This is a genomic window from Kribbella qitaiheensis (genome assembly GCF_014217565.1).
Classification (GTDB): domain Bacteria; phylum Actinomycetota; class Actinomycetes; order Propionibacteriales; family Kribbellaceae; genus Kribbella; species Kribbella qitaiheensis_A.
Genome location: NZ_CP043661.1, coordinates 4,924,251 through 4,945,356, shown reverse-complemented (window position 1 = coordinate 4,945,356; position 21,106 = coordinate 4,924,251). Strand labels below are relative to the sequence as shown.

At 68.0% G+C, this 21,106-nt stretch carries 19 protein-coding genes; 7 read left to right on the top strand and 12 right to left on the bottom strand.

The window, feature by feature from the left end:
• Window positions 1-24 precede the first annotated feature (24 nt).
• Complete coding sequence (locus F1D05_RS23435; protein WP_185442448.1) at window positions 25-645, top strand: TetR/AcrR family transcriptional regulator; 621 nt, start codon at window positions 25-27, stop codon at window positions 643-645.
• Between the two features lie 9 nt (window positions 646-654).
• Here the strand turns inward: F1D05_RS23435 and F1D05_RS23430 are convergent, their stop codons facing one another.
• From F1D05_RS23430 to F1D05_RS23410, 5 genes are all read right to left on the bottom strand, one after another.
• Window positions 655-2,922 carry a hypothetical protein gene (locus tag F1D05_RS23430; RefSeq protein WP_185442446.1) on the bottom strand — a complete coding sequence of 756 codons (2,268 nt, stop codon included), beginning with the start codon at window positions 2,920-2,922 and terminating at the stop codon, window positions 655-657.
• A 116-nt stretch (window positions 2,923-3,038) separates the two neighbouring features.
• Window positions 3,039-4,253, bottom strand: a complete 1,215-nt coding sequence (locus F1D05_RS23425) for a DUF2786 domain-containing protein (protein ID WP_246485896.1) — start codon at window positions 4,251-4,253, stop codon at window positions 3,039-3,041.
• Between the two features lie 47 nt (window positions 4,254-4,300).
• Entirely contained in the window at window positions 4,301-5,254 is a 954-nt protein-coding gene (locus tag F1D05_RS23420) for a sigma-70 family RNA polymerase sigma factor (protein WP_185442444.1), read from the bottom strand.
• Window positions 5,251-6,678: an MFS transporter gene (locus F1D05_RS23415; protein ID WP_185442442.1), complete on the bottom strand. Its 1,428-nt coding sequence runs from the start codon at window positions 6,676-6,678 to the stop codon at window positions 5,251-5,253. The genes F1D05_RS23420 and F1D05_RS23415 overlap by 4 nt, the downstream gene beginning before the upstream one ends.
• 87 nt (window positions 6,679-6,765) lie before the next feature.
• Complete coding sequence (locus F1D05_RS23410; protein ID WP_206685805.1) at window positions 6,766-7,401, bottom strand: TetR/AcrR family transcriptional regulator; 636 nt, start codon at window positions 7,399-7,401, stop codon at window positions 6,766-6,768.
• A gap of 91 nt (window positions 7,402-7,492) precedes the next feature.
• On the opposite strand from F1D05_RS23410, the gene F1D05_RS23405 reads away from it, so the two are divergent.
• Complete coding sequence (locus F1D05_RS23405; RefSeq protein ID WP_185442438.1) at window positions 7,493-7,990, top strand: SRPBCC family protein; 498 nt, start codon at window positions 7,493-7,495, stop codon at window positions 7,988-7,990.
• A gap of 188 nt (window positions 7,991-8,178) precedes the next feature.
• Window positions 8,179-9,573 (top strand): FAD-binding oxidoreductase, encoded by a 1,395-nt coding sequence (locus F1D05_RS23400; protein WP_185442436.1) that lies wholly within the window; start codon window positions 8,179-8,181, stop codon window positions 9,571-9,573.
• Here the strand turns inward: F1D05_RS23400 and F1D05_RS23395 are convergent.
• From F1D05_RS23395 to F1D05_RS23380, 4 genes are read right to left on the bottom strand one after another with little or no spacing between them, the layout of a single operon-like run.
• On the bottom strand, window positions 9,560-9,955 hold the full coding sequence (locus F1D05_RS23395) for a hypothetical protein (RefSeq protein WP_185442434.1): 396 nt from the start codon (window positions 9,953-9,955) through the stop codon (window positions 9,560-9,562). The two genes, F1D05_RS23400 and F1D05_RS23395, sit on opposite strands and share 14 nt — an antisense overlap.
• Window positions 9,936-10,685, bottom strand: coding sequence for an SDR family NAD(P)-dependent oxidoreductase (locus F1D05_RS23390; RefSeq protein WP_185442432.1), 750 nt, complete (start codon window positions 10,683-10,685; stop codon window positions 9,936-9,938). Before F1D05_RS23390 ends, F1D05_RS23395 begins: the two co-directional genes overlap by 20 nt.
• Window positions 10,678-11,934 (bottom strand): AMP-binding protein, encoded by a 1,257-nt coding sequence (locus tag F1D05_RS23385; RefSeq protein ID WP_185442430.1) that lies wholly within the window; start codon window positions 11,932-11,934, stop codon window positions 10,678-10,680. The genes F1D05_RS23390 and F1D05_RS23385 overlap by 8 nt, the downstream gene beginning before the upstream one ends.
• A complete protein-coding gene (locus F1D05_RS23380; protein WP_185442428.1) occupies window positions 11,931-12,182 on the bottom strand; it encodes an acyl carrier protein in 252 nt (83 codons plus the stop codon). Before F1D05_RS23380 ends, F1D05_RS23385 begins: the two co-directional genes overlap by 4 nt.
• 188 nt (window positions 12,183-12,370) lie before the next feature.
• On the opposite strand from F1D05_RS23380, the gene F1D05_RS23375 reads away from it, so the two are divergent.
• Window positions 12,371-14,677, top strand: coding sequence for a hypothetical protein (locus F1D05_RS23375; RefSeq protein WP_185442426.1), 2,307 nt, complete (start codon window positions 12,371-12,373; stop codon window positions 14,675-14,677).
• A 102-nt stretch (window positions 14,678-14,779) separates the two neighbouring features.
• Window positions 14,780-16,108 carry a hypothetical protein gene (locus F1D05_RS23370; protein WP_246485895.1) on the top strand — a complete coding sequence of 443 codons (1,329 nt, stop codon included), beginning with the start codon at window positions 14,780-14,782 and terminating at the stop codon, window positions 16,106-16,108.
• On the opposite strand, the gene F1D05_RS23365 is transcribed toward F1D05_RS23370, so the two are convergent.
• On the bottom strand, window positions 16,105-17,685 hold the full coding sequence (locus tag F1D05_RS23365; RefSeq protein WP_185442424.1) for a glycoside hydrolase family 10 protein: 1,581 nt from the start codon (window positions 17,683-17,685) through the stop codon (window positions 16,105-16,107). The genes F1D05_RS23370 and F1D05_RS23365 overlap by 4 nt on opposite strands.
• A 91-nt stretch (window positions 17,686-17,776) precedes the next feature.
• Between F1D05_RS23365 and F1D05_RS23360 the strand changes: the two genes are divergently transcribed.
• The gene (locus F1D05_RS23360) at window positions 17,777-18,397 is read left to right on the top strand and encodes a GNAT family N-acetyltransferase (RefSeq protein WP_246485894.1); all 621 of its coding nucleotides are present in this window, start codon (window positions 17,777-17,779) and stop codon (window positions 18,395-18,397) included.
• A gap of 5 nt (window positions 18,398-18,402) precedes the next feature.
• The gene (pseI, locus tag F1D05_RS23355; protein ID WP_185442422.1) at window positions 18,403-19,461 is read left to right on the top strand and encodes a pseudaminic acid synthase; all 1,059 of its coding nucleotides are present in this window, start codon (window positions 18,403-18,405) and stop codon (window positions 19,459-19,461) included.
• Between the two features lie 430 nt (window positions 19,462-19,891).
• Here the strand turns inward: pseI and F1D05_RS23350 are convergent, their stop codons facing one another.
• A complete protein-coding gene (locus tag F1D05_RS23350; RefSeq protein ID WP_185442420.1) occupies window positions 19,892-20,491 on the bottom strand; it encodes a hypothetical protein in 600 nt (199 codons plus the stop codon).
• A gap of 136 nt (window positions 20,492-20,627) precedes the next feature.
• On the bottom strand, window positions 20,628-21,041 hold the full coding sequence (locus F1D05_RS23345) for a GtrA family protein (RefSeq protein WP_185442418.1): 414 nt from the start codon (window positions 21,039-21,041) through the stop codon (window positions 20,628-20,630).
• Window positions 21,042-21,106 lie beyond the last annotated feature (65 nt).

Below are 21,106 nucleotides of genomic sequence, written 5' to 3'. Positions count from 1 at the left end.
TCGAGGGAATTTTTGGAGGCCGGGATGAACACCACCGCTTCGGCGCCGATCGGCTCCGGCGAGCGGCGAGAGTCCAAGCCGCTGCCCTGTACGCGGCCGTCCCGAGCGGACGCGGCGCGGAACTACGACCTGCTGGTCACTGCCGCGCGGGAGGCATTCGCGGAGCACGGGACCGATACGTCGCTGGAAGAGATCGCCCGGCGGGCCGGGGTGGGCATCGGGACGCTGTACCGGCGGTTCCCGAGCCGTACGGCGCTGCTCGAAGCGGTTTATGTGGATGAGATCCAGTCGGTCTGCGACCGGGCGTACGGGTTCGCCGACCAGCTCGGGCCGTTCGACGCGCTGGCGGCGTGGCTGAAGAGCTTCGTCGGCTACAGCATCTCGAAGAAGAGCCTGGCCGGTGAACTGACCGCTGCCCTGGGCAAGGATTCCGAGTTCTTCTCGGCCTGCAAGCTGAACGTTCGCGAGGCCGGCGACCTGCTGCTGAACAGGGCCAAGGCGGCCGGCACCGTCCGTCCCGAGCTGGAGTTGATGGACATCCTCCGGCTCGTCGGCGGCATCACCATGGGCCGCGACATGGACCCCGACCAGGCCGGCCGCCTGCTCGACATCATCCTGGCCGGCCTGAAGCCCGTCCCCGCCTAGCGGACCAGGTCAGGCCTTGGGCAGTTCGTAGACCGAGGCGGCCGCGTTCTGGTAGCGGAGCTTCGCGAACGGCTCGAGGGTCTTGGCGTACGGGCGGGTGTAGTCGACATAGATCCAGCGGACGCCGAGGGCGTAGAGCTTGGCCGCCTTGGCCGCGTCGGGTGCTGCGACGAAGCCGTCGTTCAGGGCCAGGATGTCCGGTTTCCAGTAGTTGACCGTGAGCACCTCGCGACCCTTCGGGCCGAGCTCGAAGGACTTGGTGCTCGGGGTCCAGGCCTCGACCAGCATCTGCCGCTCGGAAAACGCGCCCACGACGTACCGGCGGTTGTCGCAGCTCTTCGGCTCGACCGGGAAGACGCAGTGCCGGTTCGTCACCACCACGTCGTCGACGTCCGAGTGGTCCCGGATCCAGCGGGCCGCGGTGATCTGGTCCCTGCCGACGGCCAGGTAGGAGGTCGGCTTGATCGGGGACAACACGACGGTCTCCGGGGCGTCGATCTGCAGCCGGACGACGGTCGTGACGCCGCCGGCCAGGATCGCCACGGTGATCGCGGCGAAGAAGGCAGTGAACCTCATTCGTGGCGTCAGCACCCAGGCGATCACACCGGCGACCAGCAGGACGGCGCTGGCCACGCCGACCATCTTCGCGATGTGGATCATGCCGCCGTGCCCCGGGACGATCACGCCGACCTCCCAGAGCGGGAGCAGGACGAAGAACGGTCCGAGGACCAGGCCGATGAGGATCGCCCGCCAGGCACGACTCTTCAACTGGTCGACCAACGTGACGAGGCCGACGGCCGATCCGAGTGCGAGCAACGGACCCGCGCTGCGGGCGAAGTAGTACTGGCTGAAGCCGGGCTGGACGAAGACGACGACGGCTGCGGCACCGGCGAAACCACCACCGAGCAGGAGCCACGTCATCGGGTCCCGACGGCCTTCAGCGGTTCGCAGCCGCCAGAGCAGGCCGGTGCCGCGGCCACAGATGCCGAGCACGGTGACAATGGCCGCGAAAGCCAACGTGGCCGTGGTCTGGACGCCGACCCGGGAGCTCAGCGAGGTCGCCCTCGCGGCTTCGTGGAACTGCAGCGACAACCCGGAGGTCGCGCCTTGGAAGACGATCGCCAGCGCGAGGTACAGCGCGCCGACGCAGATCACGCCGTCGACGATCCGGCTCTTGAACCCGGACCGGTCGAAGATCAGGGTCGCGACGAACGCGAGGCCGACGCCGGCGACGATCAGCGGCATCGAGGAGCCCTTGGTCCCCGACGCGGCGAACCCGAGCAGCGGCAGCAGCATGAACCCGTACGGCGTCAGCTCGCGGCGCCAGCGGAAGTGCAGCAGCACCACGATCGCGATCAGGATCAGGATCGACGGCGCCAGGCTCGGCGAGAACGGCGCGATCGGATACCCCGGGGTGCGGATGCCGAAGATGTTCAGCTCGGAACCGCCGAGCGCCAGCACCGCCGCGACCGGACCGGTCCACGCGCGCCCGCTGATCCGGACCGCCGCGATCGCGACCACCAGGACGAGCGCCAGCGGCATCAGCGCCGGCAAGAAGCGCAGCAGCACCTCGTCCAGCCCGGTGTTCGAGACAGTCGAGACCTGGGCGACCCAGGCGTGACTGAACCAGTGGTAGGCCATCGGCTCGTTCTGGACCCAGGGGAAGCTGATCGGACCGCGGTGCTTGAGCTGACCGGCGAGCGCGAGGTGCAGATACGTGTCGACGTACGGCGCGCGGAAACCACTCGCCCAGGTCAACGGCTCCTGGACGTAGAACGCCTTCAGGTCCTGGAGGCCGAACAGCGCCGTCAGCACGACGGCAGGTGCCCACCACAGCGGCAGGTTGCTCGTCCCGACCCGCCGGATCCGGCCGCGGGTTCGCGGCATCGCGATCAGGACGACCGCCACCAGCAGCGGGAGCGCAGCCGAGATCCAGGGCTGCTCGGTGTAGCCGGCCAGTGCCTGCGCCCCGACCGCCAGCACGAAGCCGGTGACCAGACCCATCATCACGTCTTCGATCCACCAGCCGCGCATCGGCCGCACGACTCGCCAGACCAGTACGCCGGGGACCAGTTGGGTGACCGCGAGGCCGAGCAGAGCCGCGATCGCCGAGCCGGTCGGCAGGCCCGTGTCGACCGCGGTGCTCAGGAAAAAGGCAGTCGCCGCGAGCAGCACCAGAGCTGTGATGCCGGCGGAGATCCAGCGCGGAAGACGCCCGACAGCTTTGTCCGGAGGAGCCGCCTCTACTGGGGGCGACTTCTCGACGGTCTGTGACATCAGGCTCCTAACACCGGACGTGCGCGCTGTCAACGGGCCGGTGGGCAAACGGCTGGTCGGGGTGCAGCATAACGCTTGACTGGACCAGAACTCGTGCTGGTGCAGAGCAGCATGCCTCAGCGGTTCACAGGGCGGCGGGCCTGCAGGTGGGCCGCGTCGGCGGCGCTCAGGCCGGCCGCCCAGCCGGCGCCGTTGGAGACCCTGGTGCGCCGGAGGGTCGTCTCCGGGAACAGCTTCACGAACAGTGCCTCCACCTGTTCCTCCCGTTTGCTCAGCACCGGCAGCAACCGGTCCGCATCGGCCTCCGCCACTGCGGCTCGGGCAGCCTCGGTGGTCGCCTGCAGCCGCTCGCCGATCCGTTGCGAATACGCCATCAGGAACGACTGGCGAAACGAGCGGGTCCGGGACTCGCCCCGACGGCCGAAGTGTTTCCCGGCCGCCAGCATCGCGCGGTTCGCCTGGACCAGCAGCGAGGTGCTCAGCAGCTCTGTCAGCTGCAGATCCACCTCGGCGCCGACGATCGTGACCACCGCGAGTTGTTCCATCGAGACCGTGCGGCAGTTGTTCGCCGACGCGACCGCCCCGACCAGTTGCGCCTTCGCCGACACGTACGGCGTCTCGACCCAGATCCGGCGCGCACCGGAATCATCGTCGAGCTGATGCTCGGGGCCGGCGTCCACCAGCGCCCGATCGAGGGAGAACTTCGCCATCAGTTCCTGCGCCTTCGCCGAGAGAGCCTCCGCCTCGTCGGGGAAGTCCGTCGCCTCGGCCTTCGCCAGCAAGGCGCGGATCCGGGCCAGCATCTTGCCGCTCGCCGGCTGAGAGTGGCCGCGACGACCTGGTGCCGCCGCACCCGGCAGCGGGAACAGCCGCGCGATGCCGGGCAACGTCTGCAGGAAGCCGGCCAGCACGAGAGCGTGATGAAGACCCAGGTAGCGGCCGAGGCGCCGATCAGCGGCCCACACCGTCAGGTTCATCTCCTCGTACGGCTGGTCGATGCCGAGATCGTTCAGCTGCTCCAGCCAGCGCGGATCGATGGTCGAGACGGGGTAGGAGCGATGCTCCGACGCGATCACCGCGAGCAGCAGGGACTCGATCACCTGGTCGAGCGTCCGGCGGCCGTGCTGGACCACATCCCCCGGCGCCCAGCCCCGCGACCAGACCGCGCGGATCAACCCTTCCAGCGCCGACTGGACGCAACGATCCACCTGCGCCTGGTCGCGCTCGTCGTACTGGCCGAGCTGGGCCAGATACTGATCGGCCAGTCGCTCGTCCAGGGCGATCGCGGCCGCCGCCATCGGCAGCATCCGCAGGATTTCCTCGTCGGTCACGCTCCGAAGTCTCCCATCCGGATCCAACCCGCCGCTCGCCCTCCCACTCAGCCTGTGGACAACCGGCTCACCGGCAATCCGAACGACGCGAACAGATCCGGCCGGTGGAAGGCGAGGACGGCCGATACCCCGGCCTTGGTGATGGTCAGCACCTGCAGGGAATGACCGTGATACACACCGTCACGGCCGCGGACGTACCAAGCGAAGGCGGGTTGGCCGTTGGCCGACGTCTCCACGAGGATCCGTCTCCCCTCCCCTGGCAGGACTTTGACCGCCAGCAACCGCAGTACGTCGTCCCTGCCGTTGAACCAGGTCGGGATCGGCGGCATCTCCCACCGGGTGTCCTGGGTCAGCAGACCTTCCAGCGCGGCCAGGTCAGCGTTCTCGAAGGCTTTCGCGTACTGGTCGAGCAGCGCACGGCGTACGGGCTCGTCCGGTTCACTGAACTCCTCTTCCGCGGGCGAAAGCCGCGCAAGCTCAGCACGAGCGCGCTGAAGCGAACTGTTCACCGCAGCAGCTGAAGTCTCGAGGAACTCGGCCACCTCGGCTGCGGGCCAGGCCAGCACATCCCGCAGCACCAGTACTGCGCGCTGCCGCGGCGGCAAGTGCTGCAGCGCGGCCACCATCGCCAGTCGAAGGCTCTGCCGAGTCCCGACCACCGCAGCCGGGTCCGCATTCAGCAGCAGGTCCGGGAACGGCTCCAGCCAGCTGACCTCAAGTGCTTGAGCTGCCAGGTCGTTCGGGTCCGCACCGGGAGCTCCAAGGGCAGACGGCACCATCCGGCGACTGCTGTGCTGCAAGGCGTTCAGGCAGACGCGGGTAGCGATCCGATAGAGCCAGGTCTTGACGGACGAACGCCCCTCGAACTCCGCGAAGCCACGCCAGGCCCGCAGGTAGGTCTCCTGCACGGAGTCCTCGGCATCGTGCAGCGACCCGAGCATCCGGTAGCAGTGCGCGACCAGCTCACCCCGGTACTGCGCGAACTCCTCCTCCAGGTTCATCCCACCTCCTCAACCGAGCGCATCGCCACAGCCGGGCCAGCCGAAGGCTCCGTACGCCGGACGGCGATCCCTAGCCCAGCAAGGGCCCCAGCCAACGACAGTACGCCGCACACCACCAACGCCCGGGTGAAACCGGCGCTGAAGGAGGCTGGCGATCCATAGCCGCCATTGGTGGCGAACACCGCGGCCAATATTGCGACTCCGACCGCACCGCCGAGTTGCCGTGTCATGCCGTAGATCCCCGAAGCGATGCCCACCGCTTCGCGAGGCAGTGAGCCGATACTGGCGCTCTGTGTGGCCGGCATCGCCATCGAGATTCCACAGCCCGCAACGATCATCGGTGGCACCAACGAGATGTAGTGCACGCCCGGATCCGCGACCAGCCCTATCCACGCCATCCCGATCGCATTCAGGACCAGGCCGACCACCACGATCGGTCGCTCGCCGATACGGTCCACCAGCCGGCCCGCGATCGGCGCGACGACGAAGAGCGTGGCAGTCCACGGCAGTAACTGCAGGCCGGCTTTGAGCGGTCCTGAGCCGAGCACGGCCTGCATGAACTGGGCAACGAAGAACACCGCGCTGAACAGGGCCGCAGAGAGGAAGAAGCCGGCTGTGTTCCCTGCGGAGAAGGCCCGGACCCTGAAGAAGCTGAGCGGCACCATCGGTTCTGCTGCCCGCTTCTCCCAGGCCAGGAATCCCAACAGGAGCAGGGCTCCGAGCACGAAGGAGCCCACTACTTCCGGACTCGTCCAGCCTGCTACCGCACCACGGACCACTCCCCAGACGAGGCCGAGCACCGCCAACGTGATCAGGGTGGCGCCCCGCGGGTCCAGCCGTCGTACGGGACCTCTGCTCTCCGGGATCCGTCGCAGTACAAGGGGAATGGCCAGCACACCCACCGGCACGTTGATCCAGAAGATCCACTGCCAGGCAAGGCCCTGAGTGACAGCGCCACCGATCATCGGGCCGCCCAGCACCGCGAGGCCAGTGATGCCGCTGAAGACGCCGATCGCCCAGCCACGACGTTCGGCCGGGAAGGCCGCACCGAGTAGTCCCATCGCCAGTGGCATCACCATGGCAGCGCCGGCGCCCTGGAGTGTGCGGGCGGCGATCAGTGACGGCACCGACGTTGCCAGTGCACAGCCGATCGAGGCGACCGTGAACAGGGCGAGGCCGGCGGCGAAGGTTCGGCGGCGGCCGAGTCTGTCGCCTATCGCGGCGGCCGTCATCAGCAACATGGCGAAGCTCAGGCTGTAGGCGTTCACCGTCCATTCCAGTTGTTCCATCGACGCGCCCAGGTCTTGCCGGATCGTGGTCAGCGCCGCTGCCACCACCAAGACGTCGAGGGCGACCATCACCGAGCCGATCGAGGTCAGCGCCAGCACCCAGCGCTGTTCGACCGTGGTTCGTTCCTTGCTCACAGCTCCTCCAGAAACTCGCAGTCACTGGTACTGACAACCGCGAGGAACCGGAATCATCGCTGCGACCTACTCCGGTCTCCAGCGCGGTCAAACGAACACCCCGGCCCGGCCGGCAACCAGTACTACGGTCGCCGCGCGGTCGGCATCGGCCTCGGTCACCGGCTCGCCGGTCACCAGAATCCGGTGGAAGAGCGGGGCCGCGAGGTACTTCATCAACTCGATCGCGTCGGTGCCCTGAGGAAGTCGGCCGTCGGCCACGGCGCGCTCCACCACGGGGATGACCTTGGTCAGGCGGCCGGCCCAGAAGGTTCGCAGTACCCGCGCGACTTCCGGGGAGGACTGGGCACCGGAGACCAGGGCGCGGACGGCGGCGGATCCGACCGTGCTCATCAGGACGGACCGCACACCGCGGGCCAGCGTTTGCAGGTCGAGTGCCAGATCGCCGGTGTCGGGGACCCCGATCTGTACTTCGGCGGTCGCTTCGAGGGCCTCGGTGACGAGCCGTTCCTTGGTTCGCCAACGACGGTAGACGGTGGTCTTGTGAACGCCGGCTCTGATCGCGACGGACTCCACGGTCGTCCGTTCGTACCCGTGCTCGGCGAGCTCGGACAAGGTGGCCCCGACCACCGCAGCCCGGTTCTGCGCCGTCCGCCCACCTGGCCGCGCAGTACCGGGTGGTTTGGCACCGGGTGGTGTGGCACCGGGTCGCACCGACTGGCTCACTGGTGACCTCCAACGTGATTGCATCCGTCGGCCGGGGCTGGCATGATCCAGCGCAATTGCAACACAAAGTTGCATTAACGAAGGATGTCAGATGCCCAATTCGCTTTTCTACACCGGTCCGTCGCTGGCTGTCCTGCACGAGGAGTACGCGAAGAAGGGCCGGATCGACGACCGGGCCGCGATCCAGGGCCGCCGCGAGGCCGTCATCGCCGCGCCGATCGACCTGGTCTGGCAGAAACTGACCGACGTCGCGCGCTGGGACACCAACCTCGAGCCCGGCGTGAAGGACATCCAGCTCGACCAGGGCGTCACCGTTGACGGCCGCTTCACCCGGGTCAAGAGCGGCGCCAAGATGAAGGCCCGCTTCGCCGTCCTCGAAGCCCCCCGCGAGATCGCCTGGACCGGCGCCGCCTTCGGCGCCAAGGTCGTCCACCGTTTCGTCCTGGAGTCCACCGACGACGACTCCACCCGCGTCACCGTCGAAGAATCCATGGCGGGCCCCCTCTTCGGCCTCATCTTCAACAACAAGAAGCTGGACGCAGTCCTCGTCGAGTCGCTGGCCACCCTGAAGCAGGCCTCCGAAGCCTAGTACCCCGAGCCGCGGGCGTGCTCGTAAACGCCACACAGGTCGGCGGTTACGTCACACAGAGTTAGCATCTAAGGGTGTCTTAAGGCTGGTTTAAGGGGACGGAGCAACTATCTCCTCAAGGAAGCTATCGCTGTGGTCGGAGCAGATCTACGGTGAAAGTGCTGGACCAACCAGGGGGAGGACCACTCATGACCCAACTTGCCGACAGCGGCATCGGAGACCTGAGAACCACGATCGGCGGGCCGGTGCTCGGCCCGGCCGATCCCGGCTACGACGACGTGCGCAAGGTGTGGAACGCGGCGGTCGACCAGCGCCCGGCGGTGATCGTCCAGGCGCGGAGCGTCGACGATGTCAGCCGTGCCGTCGGCTTCGCGCGCGAGAACGGCCTGGAGATCGCGGTCCGGGGCGGTGCGCACAGCCCCGGCGGCGCCTGCACCGTCGAGGACGGCCTGGTGATCGACCTGAGCCGGCTCAACCAGGTCACCATCGACCCGGTGGCGAAGCGGGCCCGGGTCGGCGGCGGCGCCCTGCTCGGCGATCTCGACGCCGCGGCCCAGCAGTCCGGACTCGCGGTGCCCGCGGGCATGGTCAGCCACACCGGCGTCGGGGGGCTCACGCTCGGCGGCGGCATGGGCTGGCTGACCCGCAAGTTCGGGCTCAGCATCGACAACCTCGTCTCGGCCCAGGTCGTCACGGCCGACGGCCGGATCCTGCGCGCCGCCGAGGACGAGAACCCTGACCTGCACTGGGCGCTGCGTGGTGGCGGCGGCAACTTCGGCGTCGTGACCGAGTTCGAGTTCCAGCTGCACGAGGTCGACCCGCTGGTCCGGTTCGGCCTGCTGTTCTGGGAGCTGGACCAGGGTCCGGAGATGCTCCGGATGGCCCGCGAGGTGGTCGCGAACCTCCCCCGCGAGGTGAACATCGTGATCGCGGGGCTGAACGCGCCGCCGGCGCCGTTCGTCCCCGAGGAGCACCACTTCAAGCCCGGGTACGCCCTGATCGTGACGGGGTTCGGGGAGCCTGAGGAGCACGAGCAGGTGCTGGACGAGATCCGGGCCGCGCTGCCGCCGCTGTTCGAGTTCGCCACCCCGATGCCGTACGTCGCGCTGCAGCAGCTGCTCGACGAGGCGAACGCGTGGGGGCAGCACGCGTACGACAAGGGCACCTACCTCGACGACCTGACCGACGACGTGATCAAGGTGATCACCGATCAGCTGCCGCGCAAGCAGTCGCCGCTGTCGGTGATGTTGTTCTACCGCCTGGACGGGGCGTTCTCGGAGGTCGAGGAGGACGCGACCGCGTTCAGCGGCAGCCGCTCACCGGGGTACGCGCTCTTCATCGTCGCGGTCTGCCCGACACCGGAACTGCTCGAGCACGACCGGGCCTGGGTCCGGTCGTGCTGGACGGCACTCCAGCCGTACAGCCGGGGCATCGGGAGCTACGTCAACGCGATCAGCGACGACGGCGTGGACGATCGGGTCCGCGCGTCGTACGGCGCGAAGTACGACCGGCTCGCGGCGATCAAGGCGACCTACGACCCGGACAACGTGTTCCACCGGAACGCGAACATCAAGCCCGCGTAGGGGCCAGCGCCACCGTGACGATGAGCGGACCCAGCTCGAGGGTCCGCCATCGCCCGGTGAAATCTGCCGGTACGTCGAGACCGTGCTCGGGCCACCACGCGAGCATCGGGACGTCGGCGAGCTTGCAGAGGCACTCGGCCCGGGTCCAGCGCTGCCAGAACTCGTCGACACCGAACCGGCGAGCCAGCGGCGCCGGGACCACCTGCTCGGCGTACTCGGCGTCGATCACCACCGACCAGCCGGCCGGCGGTACGGCGTACCAGCCGACGCAGCGGAAGTCGGGCAGGTGCGACCGGGTGACGGCGTCCGCCATCTCGGCCACGGAGCCGACCCGCAGGTGCTCCGAGGCCGAAGCGAGCAGGTCAGATGGAGGCAGCGCCATCGATGACGAGGACCTGGCCGTTGATGTTGGTGTTGTCCAGCAGCAGCATCCGGACCACCGGGACGACCTCTTCCGGCTCGGTCAGGTGTCCGGTCGGGGTGCGGCGGACGATCTGGTCGAGCTGGGTCTGGCCGAGGACCGCGGACATGTCCGAGGCGAAGAAGCCCGGCGCGACCGAGTTGACCAGCACGCGGCCGCCGAGTTCGCGGGCCATCGAGCGGGTCGCGGAGTCCATCCCCCCCTTGGTCGCGGAGTACGCGACCAAGCCGGGGTAACCGCGCTGGGCGCAGATCGAGGTGACGTTGACGATCCGGCCCTTGAGGCCCTTGGCCATCATCCGGCGCAGCACGAACCGGGTCAGCACCAGCGGCGCGGTCAGGTTCGTGTGGATGATGTTGGCGATCTGCTCGGCCGAGGTGTGCACGTGGAGCGAGTCCTGGCCGACCGCGGCGTTGTTGATCAGGCCGTCGATCGGGCCGAGCTTGGCCTCGACCTCCTTGACGAACGCCTGGCTGGCCTTCTCGTCGGTGACGTCGACGGAGCCGATGTGCACCTGGTCGGGGTACTTCTCGGCCAGCTGGGTCAGCTCGGGCGTCACCGTCCGGGCGAACGCGGCCACCTTCACGCCGGCGTCGATCAGATCGGTGACGAAGGCCAGGCCGAGACCCTTGGATCCACCGGAGACAAGTACCACCGTCGAGGGCGGTACCAGAGTTGGGCTGTCAGACATCGCTTTTCAGGGTCTCCTTCTGGGGAATCTCGTCCAGGAACCGGATCCGGCGCGGTACGCCGTAGTCCGGCAGCCTGTTCGTGCACCACTGCACCAGGTCGGCGTCGGTGATCGGCCCGATGCTCGGATCGACCACCACCTCGGCGGCGACCATCCGGCCGACCAGCGGGGCCTTGCGGGCGAACACGCGGGCCCACGCCACGGCCGGGTGGCCCATCAGCACGTTGCGGACCAGGCCGGCGGACACCTTGGAACCGCCGACGTTGATCTCGTCGGTGTCCAGGCGGCCGGTGATCAGCACCCGGTCGTCGACGAACTCGACCCGGTCACCGGTCCGGTGCGCGCCTTCGAGGCCGGCGCCGTGGTGCGGTGAGCTGATGATGAGCTCGTCGTTCTCGACGTGCAGGATCGGCCGCTCCGACTCGGGGTCGGGATCGCGGTCCAGCCAGGCCTTCGGGAAGCCCGCCTTGCCGTCGTGGACGACGATCGAGGCGCCGACTTCGGAGGAGGCGTAGATCCAGGAGATCCGGGCGTCGGGGAAGATCTCGTGCAGCCGGTCCAGGATCGCCTGGTCGACCGGCTCGCCACCGAGGGTGATCTGCTCCAGCGGGACGTTGGCCAGCGCCTCGGTGTCGCGGTAGATCGTCTGGCGCCAGAACGTCGGCGTACCGGAGGCTGCCGTGACGCCGTGCTCGGCCGCGATGGCCGGCCAGGTCTCCAGCTCGGACGGTTCGATCACGACCAGGCCCTGTTCGGCCTGGGTGAGCGAGATCGTGATGACCTGCCACCAGGCATAGGTGCCCGGGGAGTACGGGACCAGCCAGGTGCGGGGCTGCTGCTGGCCGCGGACGGTGGTCAGCGACTCGAGCGTGTGGCCGATCCGCTTGGGCCGGCCGGTCGAGCCGGAGGTGAGCAGCCAGACGCGGCCGGATTCCTCCACCCGCTTGAGTTTCGCCGGGGTGACGGAGTTCTCGTCGCCCTTCGCGATCACCACCGCGAAGCCGGACTCGCCGAGCTCCTCGCGCATCGCGAGGTCGACCCGCGACGAGGTGGCGACCAGCAGCTCGGTGCCGTGCACGGCGTGGTGCCGGACGGCCGCCAGCGCATCGGCGCCGTTGTCCACCAGGACGGCTGCCGGCGACGGCAGCTGCGGCAGCTTGTGCAGGGTCCGCCAGGTCAGCGTCTTGCCACCGACGACGACGCGGTTGTCGTCACCGATCAAGGCGGTCGTACGCCGCTGGGCGGTCACGCCGACTGAAGCTGCTCGATGAAGTCGAGGACGTCACCGACCTTGGCGATCTGCCGCAGGCCGGGGGCGTCGAAGTTCAGCTCGTCGCCGATCTCGTCCTCGACCCGCAGGGCGAGCTCGGAGAAGTCCAGCGAACGGAAGCCGATCTCACGCAGGTCGGCACTGTCCTCACTCGGCAGCGTCTTACCCTGCGCCTTCATCACCTCGCCCATCAGGTCCCGGATCTGGGCGCGCGTCAACTCACTCATGGGTCCAGAGCCTAGCGGCTACCGCGCCTGCGGCCGACCTCGCGGCAGGCCGGCAGTGGTCCAGGTCACGTTCGGTGCTCGCGGTAAGCAGGTCAACCGGTCGACCTATCATCGCGTTGAGTTGGACGGGAACTTTCTGCCACCAACGGTCCTCTGGATGGGTAAGGACGCGAACGAGGGGACCTGGGATGAACAAGGGCGGGCGAGCCGCGGTGGTCGTGGCCCTGCTGAGCGTGCCGGTGCTGCCGCTGGGCTGGTTCATCGGGCTGCGGGCGCAGGGCGCCTGGATCCCGGCTGCTTACCTCGCCTACCTGCTGATCGTGATCGCCGTTCCGGGCACGCTGTTGTGGCGGCGGCTCACCGGCGGCTCCGGCTGGTTCGCGGCCGACGCAGTGCTCGGTACTACGTTCGGCCTGGCCTGCGAAGCCCTCGTTTACCCGCTCGGCCGCTGGCTCGACATACCTATGCTCGCCTTGGTCCTGCCCGCCCTGGCTCTCGGGATGGTGCTGGCGCTGCCGCGACGCGAGGAAACCGACCGGCCGACCCCGTGGTGGGCGATCACCGGGGTGATGGTGTCGGTCGGGGTGGTGTCGGCCTGGTTCATCCGGGTCGGTTCCAGGCTGATCGCGCTCGACGGCCCGGCCGCACTCAAGCCGAACTCGGACTCGCCGTTCCAGCTGTCGCTGGCGGCCGAGCTGACCCACCACTTCCCGCCGCAGGTCCCCTACGTGGCGGGCGAGCCGCTCGCGTACCACTGGATGGTCTACAACCACCTCGCGTCCGCGCACTGGATCACCGGGATCGAGCTCGACGTACTGACCCAGCGGGTGGTCCCGTTCGCCTTCATGCTGCTGACGGCGATGGCGGCCGCCGCGGTCGGCATGGTGCTGACCGGGCGGGCTGTCGCCGCACCGATCGCGGCCGCGCTGACGGTGATGGCCGGTGACCTGTCGCCGTGGCCCTGGACGACGACGAACACGCTCTACAACGACGGACCGCTCTCACTGGGCCAGATGATCAGCCCGACCCAGGCGTTCTCGACGGTGCTGATGCTGCCGCTGATCGCGGTCACCGCCCTGATCTTGCACCGAAAGCCCAGGCAGTCCTGGGGGCGGCTGGCCGGGCTCTTCCTGGTCGCGGCTGTTCTCATCGCGGTTCTGTCGATCTCCAAGGCGACCGCACTACCCGTGTACGCCGCTGGGCTGCCCGCCGCGTGGATCTACCTGTCCGTGCGAGCGCGTCGGCTCAACCTGCGCGCGCTCGTCCTCGCAGTACTGGTCGTCGTCGGCTACGGCTTCAACTTCCTGGTGATCCTGAGCGCCGACAGCCAGGGGATGGTGATCAAGCCGGCCGGGACCTTCCGGTCGATGCTGCAAGGGATGTACACCGGGATCGCCCCCGACGTCCGGCCCGGTCCCTCGGTGCTGGTGATCGTGTCGGCCGCCGTCATCATCGGCTGGCTGATGCCGGTCGTGGGCGCGCTGTTGATCCGCCCCCGCGTTCCCCGTGACCCGATGGCGGTGTTGCTGGTCTTCGGGTTCGTACTGGCCATCGTGGCCGCCTCGATCCTGTACCACTTCAGCCAGTCCCAGGTCTTCTTCGCCCGGAGCGCCTTCATTTACGGGGTTCTGATCGCGACCTGGGGACTGTCGTCGCTGGATCGCCGCGTGTACTTCGCGGTGGCGCCCGCCCTCGCGCTCGGAGTCGCGGCGATCTACTACGGCCGGTCCCGGTCGCACGGCCTGATCAGGGACTGTCGCGACACCAGTTGCCTCGACCGGATCTTCGCCGAGCCACTGGTCGTCGCGCTGATAGTGGTTGCCGTGGGCATCGTCGTACTGGGCCTGATCTTCCGGGGCTCACGCCGTAGGTGGGCAGCGATCGCGGTAGCGGCCCTGCTCGGCCTGACAGTGTCGCCGACCATCGTGAGCCTGCAGAAGTTCGCGACGCCTGGCGGTTCGACGTACGAGTCCATTGCCCCGGGTGGGATCGAGGCGGCGCGTTTCATCCGGCGGCAGTCGGGGCCGGACGATCTGATCGCCACCAACATCCACTGCCATCGGCCACCTGCCACGGCTGAGACAGGTGGGCTGAGCGTGAAGGACGCCGAAAGGTGTCACAGCGCCTCCTTCTGGATTCCTGGCTATGCAGAGCGACGCGTGCTGGTCGAAGGCTGGGCGTACACGGCCAAGGCCAACAACCACGCCTACAACTCCAACGACGCGCTCTACAGCCCCTTCTGGGACCAGGAGAAGCTTCGGGCCAACGACGCGGTCTTCACCGCCCCGACCCGGGAGAACGTGGAGACCTTGCGCACGAAGTACGGCGTCCGCTGGCTCTTCGCCGACGAGCGCATCAACCCCATCCCGGCCGAGCTCAGCCTCCTCGCCCAACTGCGGTTCCAGTCCGGCACGGTCCGGGTCTACCAGCTCTACCCGTTGCCACCAGCAAGCACACCTAGCCCGTCCGGGACACCGAGCACCACCCCGGGCTGAGAAAGATCTATTGAACCGGGCCGTTCCGCAACTTTTCCGGTCCCGCGGGCCTCGTTCCTAGTAGTGCAGCCGTCGGGGGTGCACTACAGGTGGGGGCCCGGAATGTCCATGATTGCCGCGAGCTATCTCGCGTACTTCGTCGCCGTCGTCGCCTTCCCAGGGACGGTGTTCTGGCGGCGTCTCACCGGCGGCACCGCCTGGTTCGCCGTCGACGCCATCCTCGGAGCCGGCCTCGGCCTCGCGCTGGAGGTGCTGGTCTACCCGGTCGGCCGATGGCTCGACGTACCCCTGCTGCCCTTGCTGCTCACGGCCTTCGCGCTCGGGCTGGTAGTCGCCTTCCCAGCCAGGGCGTCGACTCGCAAGCCGTTTCCCTGGTGGGCGATGGCCGGCCTGATGGTGTCGGTCGGGGTGGCCTCGGCCTGGTATCTGCGGGTCGGTTCGCACTTGATCGCGCTGGACGGTCCGGCGGCGAACCGGCCGAACTCGGATTCGCCGTTCCAGCTGAGCCTCGGCGCGGAGCTGACCCATCACTTCCCGCCACAGATCCCGTACGTCGCGGGCGAGCCGCTCCAGTACCACTGGATGGCGTACAACCACACGGCCGCGGCGCACTGGATCACCGGGATCGAGCTCGACGTCCTGACTCACCGGTTCGTGCCGTTCTCGATGATCCTGATGACCGCCCTGGGCGCGGCCGCGGTCGCCGTCGTACTCGCCGGCCGGGCGGTCGCCGCTCCGATCGGCGCCGGCCTCACCGTGCTGGCCGGTGATCTCGCGCCCTGGCCGTGGGCAGAGACCAACACGCTCTACCACGACAGTCCGCTGTCGATGGGCGAGCTGATCAGCGCCACCCAGGCCTTCTCGACAGTCCTGCTGCTACCGCTGATCGGCGTCACCGCGCTGATCCTGCGGCGATCCGGGGACCAGTCGATGGGTCACGTCGCGGGACTGCTCGTGGTGGCTGCCGTCCTGATCGCCGTACTGTCGGCGAGCAAGGCCACCGCACTGCCCGTGTACGGCGCCGGGCTGGCCTTCGGCTGGCTCTACTCGGCGATCCGGCGGCGGTTCGACTGGCGGATCACGATCCTCGGCCTGCTGTCCGTGCTGTTCTACGGGCTGAACTACGTCTTCATCGCCGTGGCCGCCACGGCACTGATGTGGCAGTTCAGCCTCGCGCAGGTCTTCTTCGTCCGGAATGCTTTCTGGGACCAGGAGAAGCTACAGCTCAACGATCTGGCCTTCACCGCCCCGACCAAGGCGGTCCTGGAGACGCTGCGCACGAAGTACGGCGTCCGCTGGCTGCTGTTCGACGAACGAGTAAACCCCGTCCCGGCCGCCCTCAACCACCTAGCCACCCCACGTCGCACCTCCGGCACCGTCCACGTTTACGAACTCGCCACACCCCCAGTCATCCCTACCCCACGCCCCTAGCCAACTGCCGGGATCGGGATGCTCTGGTTCCAGGTGCGGTCCAGGGCTGTGATCGAGTAGAGGTAGTGGTGGCCTGGGAGTGCGGTGGCGTCCGTGTAGGTCTCCTGGGTGGCCGCGGTGGTGCGCTGGGTGGCCAGCAGGTTGCGGGCATCGTTGTCGGGGCACCAGTCGCCGCCGGTGAGGTCGCGGCGGTAGATCGCGTACGACGTGGTGTCGGCTGAGGTCGCGCGCCACTGCAGGCGTACGCCGGTCGCGGTGGTGGCGGCCTTGACGGAGTGCACCGGGAGCGGCGGCCGGGAGTCGAGGTGCGACATGGCCGGGACCAGTGCGGGCCGGGTGTACCAGGTGGCGTTCAGCAGACTGGTGGCTCCGAGCCGGTCGGCCCGGACGTCCTTGGCGGAGAAGTAGATGTCGCCCTTGACCTCAGGAACCGTTGCGTTGAAGGCCAAGTGGTCACTCAGCTCGGCCGGGTCGGCCCAGTCGGGCGACTGCGTCGACGTACCGACCTTGTAGGTGGCCTGGCCGATGTAGAGGTGCACGTCGGTGCCGCGGACCTGCTCCGCCCACCAGGGCACGATCTTGTTGTAGTCGGCGGGAGCGAAGCCACCCGCCCAGTAGACCTGCGGCACGATGTAGTCGATCCACTCCTCGCGGACCCACCGCCGGGTGTCCGCCGCGAGGTCGTCGTACGTCTGAACCCCTGCGGTGGTGTCGGAACCGAGCGGGTCGGTCGCCTTGTTCCGCCAGACCGCGAACGGGGAGATACCGAACTTCACCCACGGCTTGGCCGCCTTGATCCGGTGCTGCAGCTCCTGGATCAGCAGGTTGATGTTGTTCCGCCGCCACTCGGCCAGCGTGGGGATCCCGCCCCCGTACTGCGCGTAGGTGGCCGCGTCATCGAAGACCTGACCTGCCACCGGGTACGGGTAGAAGTAGTCGTCGAAGTGGACACCATCGATGTCGTAGCGCGACACCGCGTCCATGATCGCGTCCTCGACCAGCTTGCGGACCGCCGGGATTCCCGGGTTGTAGTAGAGCTTGCCGCCGTACGCCAGAACCCACTCCGGGTGCTGTCGGGCCGGGTGCTCCGGGGACAGCGCGTTGAGATCCGTGCCCATCGACACGCGGTACGGGTTGAACCACGCGTGCAGCTCGAGGTTCCGCTTGTGCGCCTCGGCCACCGCGAAGGCGAGTGGGTCGTATCCGGGGTTCCCACCCTGTACGCCCGTCAGGTACCGCGACCAGGGCTCCACCTTGGAAGGCCAGAACGCGTCCGCTGTCGGACGCACCTGCAGTACTACGGCGTTGTGGTGCTGGCGGACGGCATCGTCGAACCAGCCGAGCAACTCGGCCTGCTGCTGGGCCGCGGTGAGACCGGTCCTGGACGGCCAGTCGATGTTGACCACCGAGGCCACCCAGCTGGCACGGAACTGCCGCAGCGGCGTACTGGGGTCGGCCGCGCAGCTCGCCCCGGACTCTGCCGGCCTGGCGCCCGTAGTACGGGCTGTTGCCGGCAGGGCCCCGAAGACCAGGCCAACTGTCGCGCCGAGTACGCCGACTATCCGCAAGACACCCATGTCACTCTCCGACCAGTCCATAGATGAAGTCGAAAGATAGTTACACAGGCCGGGCCGGTCGCAGAAGGGCTGGTGACGATTCGATTCGGTGATGACCTCATGCCGTAGCGGTCTGGCCACCGAATGGCTGGCGGCAGCGGCCAGCCAGTACCGTGGGGACCGGATCAACCAGGGATCGAGAGGGCGGAAAGTGCTGCGTACGGCCACCGACGGCGACGTCGACATCATCCGGATCCTGCGCAACCAGGAGCCGAACCGCGAGGTCAGCATCAACTCCCACGAGATCTCGGCCGACGAGCACGCCGGCTGGTGGGCGAAGACCAGGGTGGATCCGACCCGGCGGGTGCTGATCTACGAACGCGAGGGCGTCACCGCTGGCGTGGTGAACTTCTTCGATCTGGAGCTCGACGCCGAGCCCCGGACCGGCGCCTGGGGGTTCTTCCTGGATACCGTTGGCCTGGCCGAGCGGGGCGAGACACTGCCCGCGTGGATCGAGGTCATGAAGGACGCGACCGGCTACGCGTTCGACGAGCTCGGCCTGGCCGAACTGCACGGTGAGGTGCTCGAGCACAACGCCGTCGTCCGGCAGATGAACCGGCGGTTCCGGTTCGTCGAGGGCGCGCCGGAGACCCGGTCCACCGAAGGTCGCGAGATCACCGTGCTGCCGATCAGCCTGCACAAAGACAACCGGCGCAAGCCGAAGGGAAACTGACTCAGATGAGTGCCAGCAAGACGATCAACTTCGGCGACGTCCCCGTCGGTCCGGACCACCAGCCGTTCATCATCGCGGAGATGTCCGGCAACCACAACGGCGACATCGAGCGGGCCAAAGACATCGTTCGCGCTATGGCCGAGACCGGCGTACAGGCGCTGAAGCTGCAGACCTACACGGCCGACACGATCACGCTGGACGTCGACCTGCCGGCCTTCCGGCTGCCGTCCGAGCACGAGCTGTGGGGCGGCGCCCGGCTGTACGACCTGTACCAGGAGGCGCACACGCCGTGGGAGTGGCACGAGCCGCTGTTCGAGCTGGCCAACTCGCTCGGCATGCTGGCGTTCTCGTCGCCGTTCGACCCGACCGCGATCGACTTCCTGGAGAAGCTGAACGTGCCGGCGTACAAGGTCGCCTCGAACGAGATCGGCGACCTGCCGCTGGTCCGCGGGATGGCCGAGACCGGCAAGCCGATCATCATCTCCACCGGTTCGGCGACGCTGATGGACATCGACGCGGCGGTCCGCGCGGCCCGGTCCACGGGTAACGAGCAGATCATCGTGCTGTCCTGTACCGCGAGCTACCCGGCCCCGGCCGACCAGTCGAACCTGCGCTCGATCCCCGTACTGCGGGACGCTCTCGGCGTACAGATCGGTCTGTCGGACCACACCATGGGCATCGGCGCCTCGATCGCGGCCGTGGCACTCGGCGCGACGGTGATCGAGAAGCACGTCACGCTGTCCCGCGCCGACGGCGGCGTCGACTCCGCGTTCTCGCTGGAGCCGGCCGAGGTCAAGCTGCTGGTCGAGGGCACCAAGGTCGCGCAGCAGGCACTGGGCCGGCCGATCGTCGGCCCGAAGGAGGCCGAGCAGAACGTCCTGCGCTTCCGCCGCTCGCTCTACATCACCCGCGACGTCAAGGCCGGCGAGAAGGTAGCCGCCGACAACGTCCGCTCCGTCCGCCCCGCCGGCGGCCTCGCCCCCGACGCCTTCACCTCGGTAGAAGGCCGCGAATTCCGAGTAGACGCGGTAGCCGGCACCCCACTCACCTGGGACGTCCTCTGAGTCAGCCGGCATTTGCAGCAGGCCCGGCGATCAACCGCCGGGCCTGCTTCATTTGAGCTTCGCAGCAGCCAGATCCCGCACCCGCCGCGCAAAGGCGAGGAAGTCCGCCTCTGAGTCGGACGAGCTGTACAAGACGATCTCCGCCACGTAGCGAGGCGTCCTGAAGATCAGAAACCGCTCCGCCCACGCCTTACCCGCTCGCGGATAGGGGTCTGTGGGTTCAGATCATGACCGCGGTAGCTAGTGGGAAGCGCTTCCGCCAGCTGGAAAACGTCGTACCGGTGGGCGATAGGTACTGAGGACGCGCTGGAAGGCGCGGAGGGCGGCGCGGGAGTGGACGGCGAATCCGCTGCCGAGTTCGAGGGAGCGTCGCAGGCGGTGAGAATGACGGTAGTGGCGCAAAGGGCAGCCGCGAGTCGTAGGGGATGCGTCAGGGCAGCTGCCGGTCAAGCGTTGTTTCGAGGGCTTTGGCGAAGGCGAGGAGCTTTTGTTCGGTGAAGTGCGGGGTGTAGAGGCGGATGTCTGCCAGGTAGGTCTGGGTGCGGAACAGGACGACGCCTTCTTGGATCTTTTTGCCGTGGCTCAGGTAGGTCCTGAGGATGTAGCGGGAGCGGGATCCTAGGCCGGGCACGGGGCGTTCGACGATCGAGGCTGGGTCGCGGTCGTCGGTGCGCATGGTGGCGCATTGCGGCGCGGCCTGGAAGAGGAGATCCATGTACTTGTCCGAGTACGGCACCGGCAGTGAGGTCAGCTCCACCTGCACCGGAAAGGCATTGGTTTTCGGGTCGGCGACCGCGTAGGGCAGATAGGGAAACTCTGCGAAGGTGTCGACCTTACGACCGCCGGTTCGCAGGATCTCCCGGCAGGACTCCGGGTCGACCTTGTGCCCCTCGAAAGGATCGTCGCGCGGGGACCAACCGAAGGCTTCTTTGTTGGTCCGGCGATCGAACACTTCGTTGCCGTACTTCGCCGGCAGCGCGTCGCGCAACTGCTCAGTCGTGTTCGCGAAGTTGATCTTCAGCAGTGTCACACTCTGGGGCGCGCTGGGTGTCGAGGCGGGCCGGCGGGGTCGGCGGCGGTCCAGGAGTTGCCTGCGTACTGCTGCAGGCGGTCAGTGCGAGAAAGAATGCCAGCGCCGTCAACTTGTAGGCGGGTTTGCGCATCTTCTAGCTGTGAGAGTTATCGCGGAAGGTCCAGAAGTGGTGCAGGAGGTAGGAGGCTACCGGGATGGCCGCGATCAGGAGGGCCTGGGCGAGCAGGACCGGGAGGCCGAGAACCTCGATCAGCAACGGCATGCCGAGCAGGGAGCAGCCCAGGCCGAACAGGTAGACCGTATAGAACTTGGCGAAACCGCGGATCCAGCCTGCCGAGGTGGAGGCGAAGACGAAGTCGCGGTACAGCGGGTAGACGATCAGCGCGGTGGTGAAGTTCGCCGCCGCGGTGACCGCCAGGTACGGGACCGAGTCCTGCAGGAAGTGCCAGCCGAGCCAGAACAGGCCGAAGTACAGGACGTTCGTGCCGGCACCGACGATCAGGTAGCGAACCCGGTGGTCCCCGGCAACCTTCGAAACGGTGCTCACGGAGGGCTTGGGACCGAGCTGAGCGACAGAAATGACAGAACCTCTTCTATTCAGTGGAATAATCG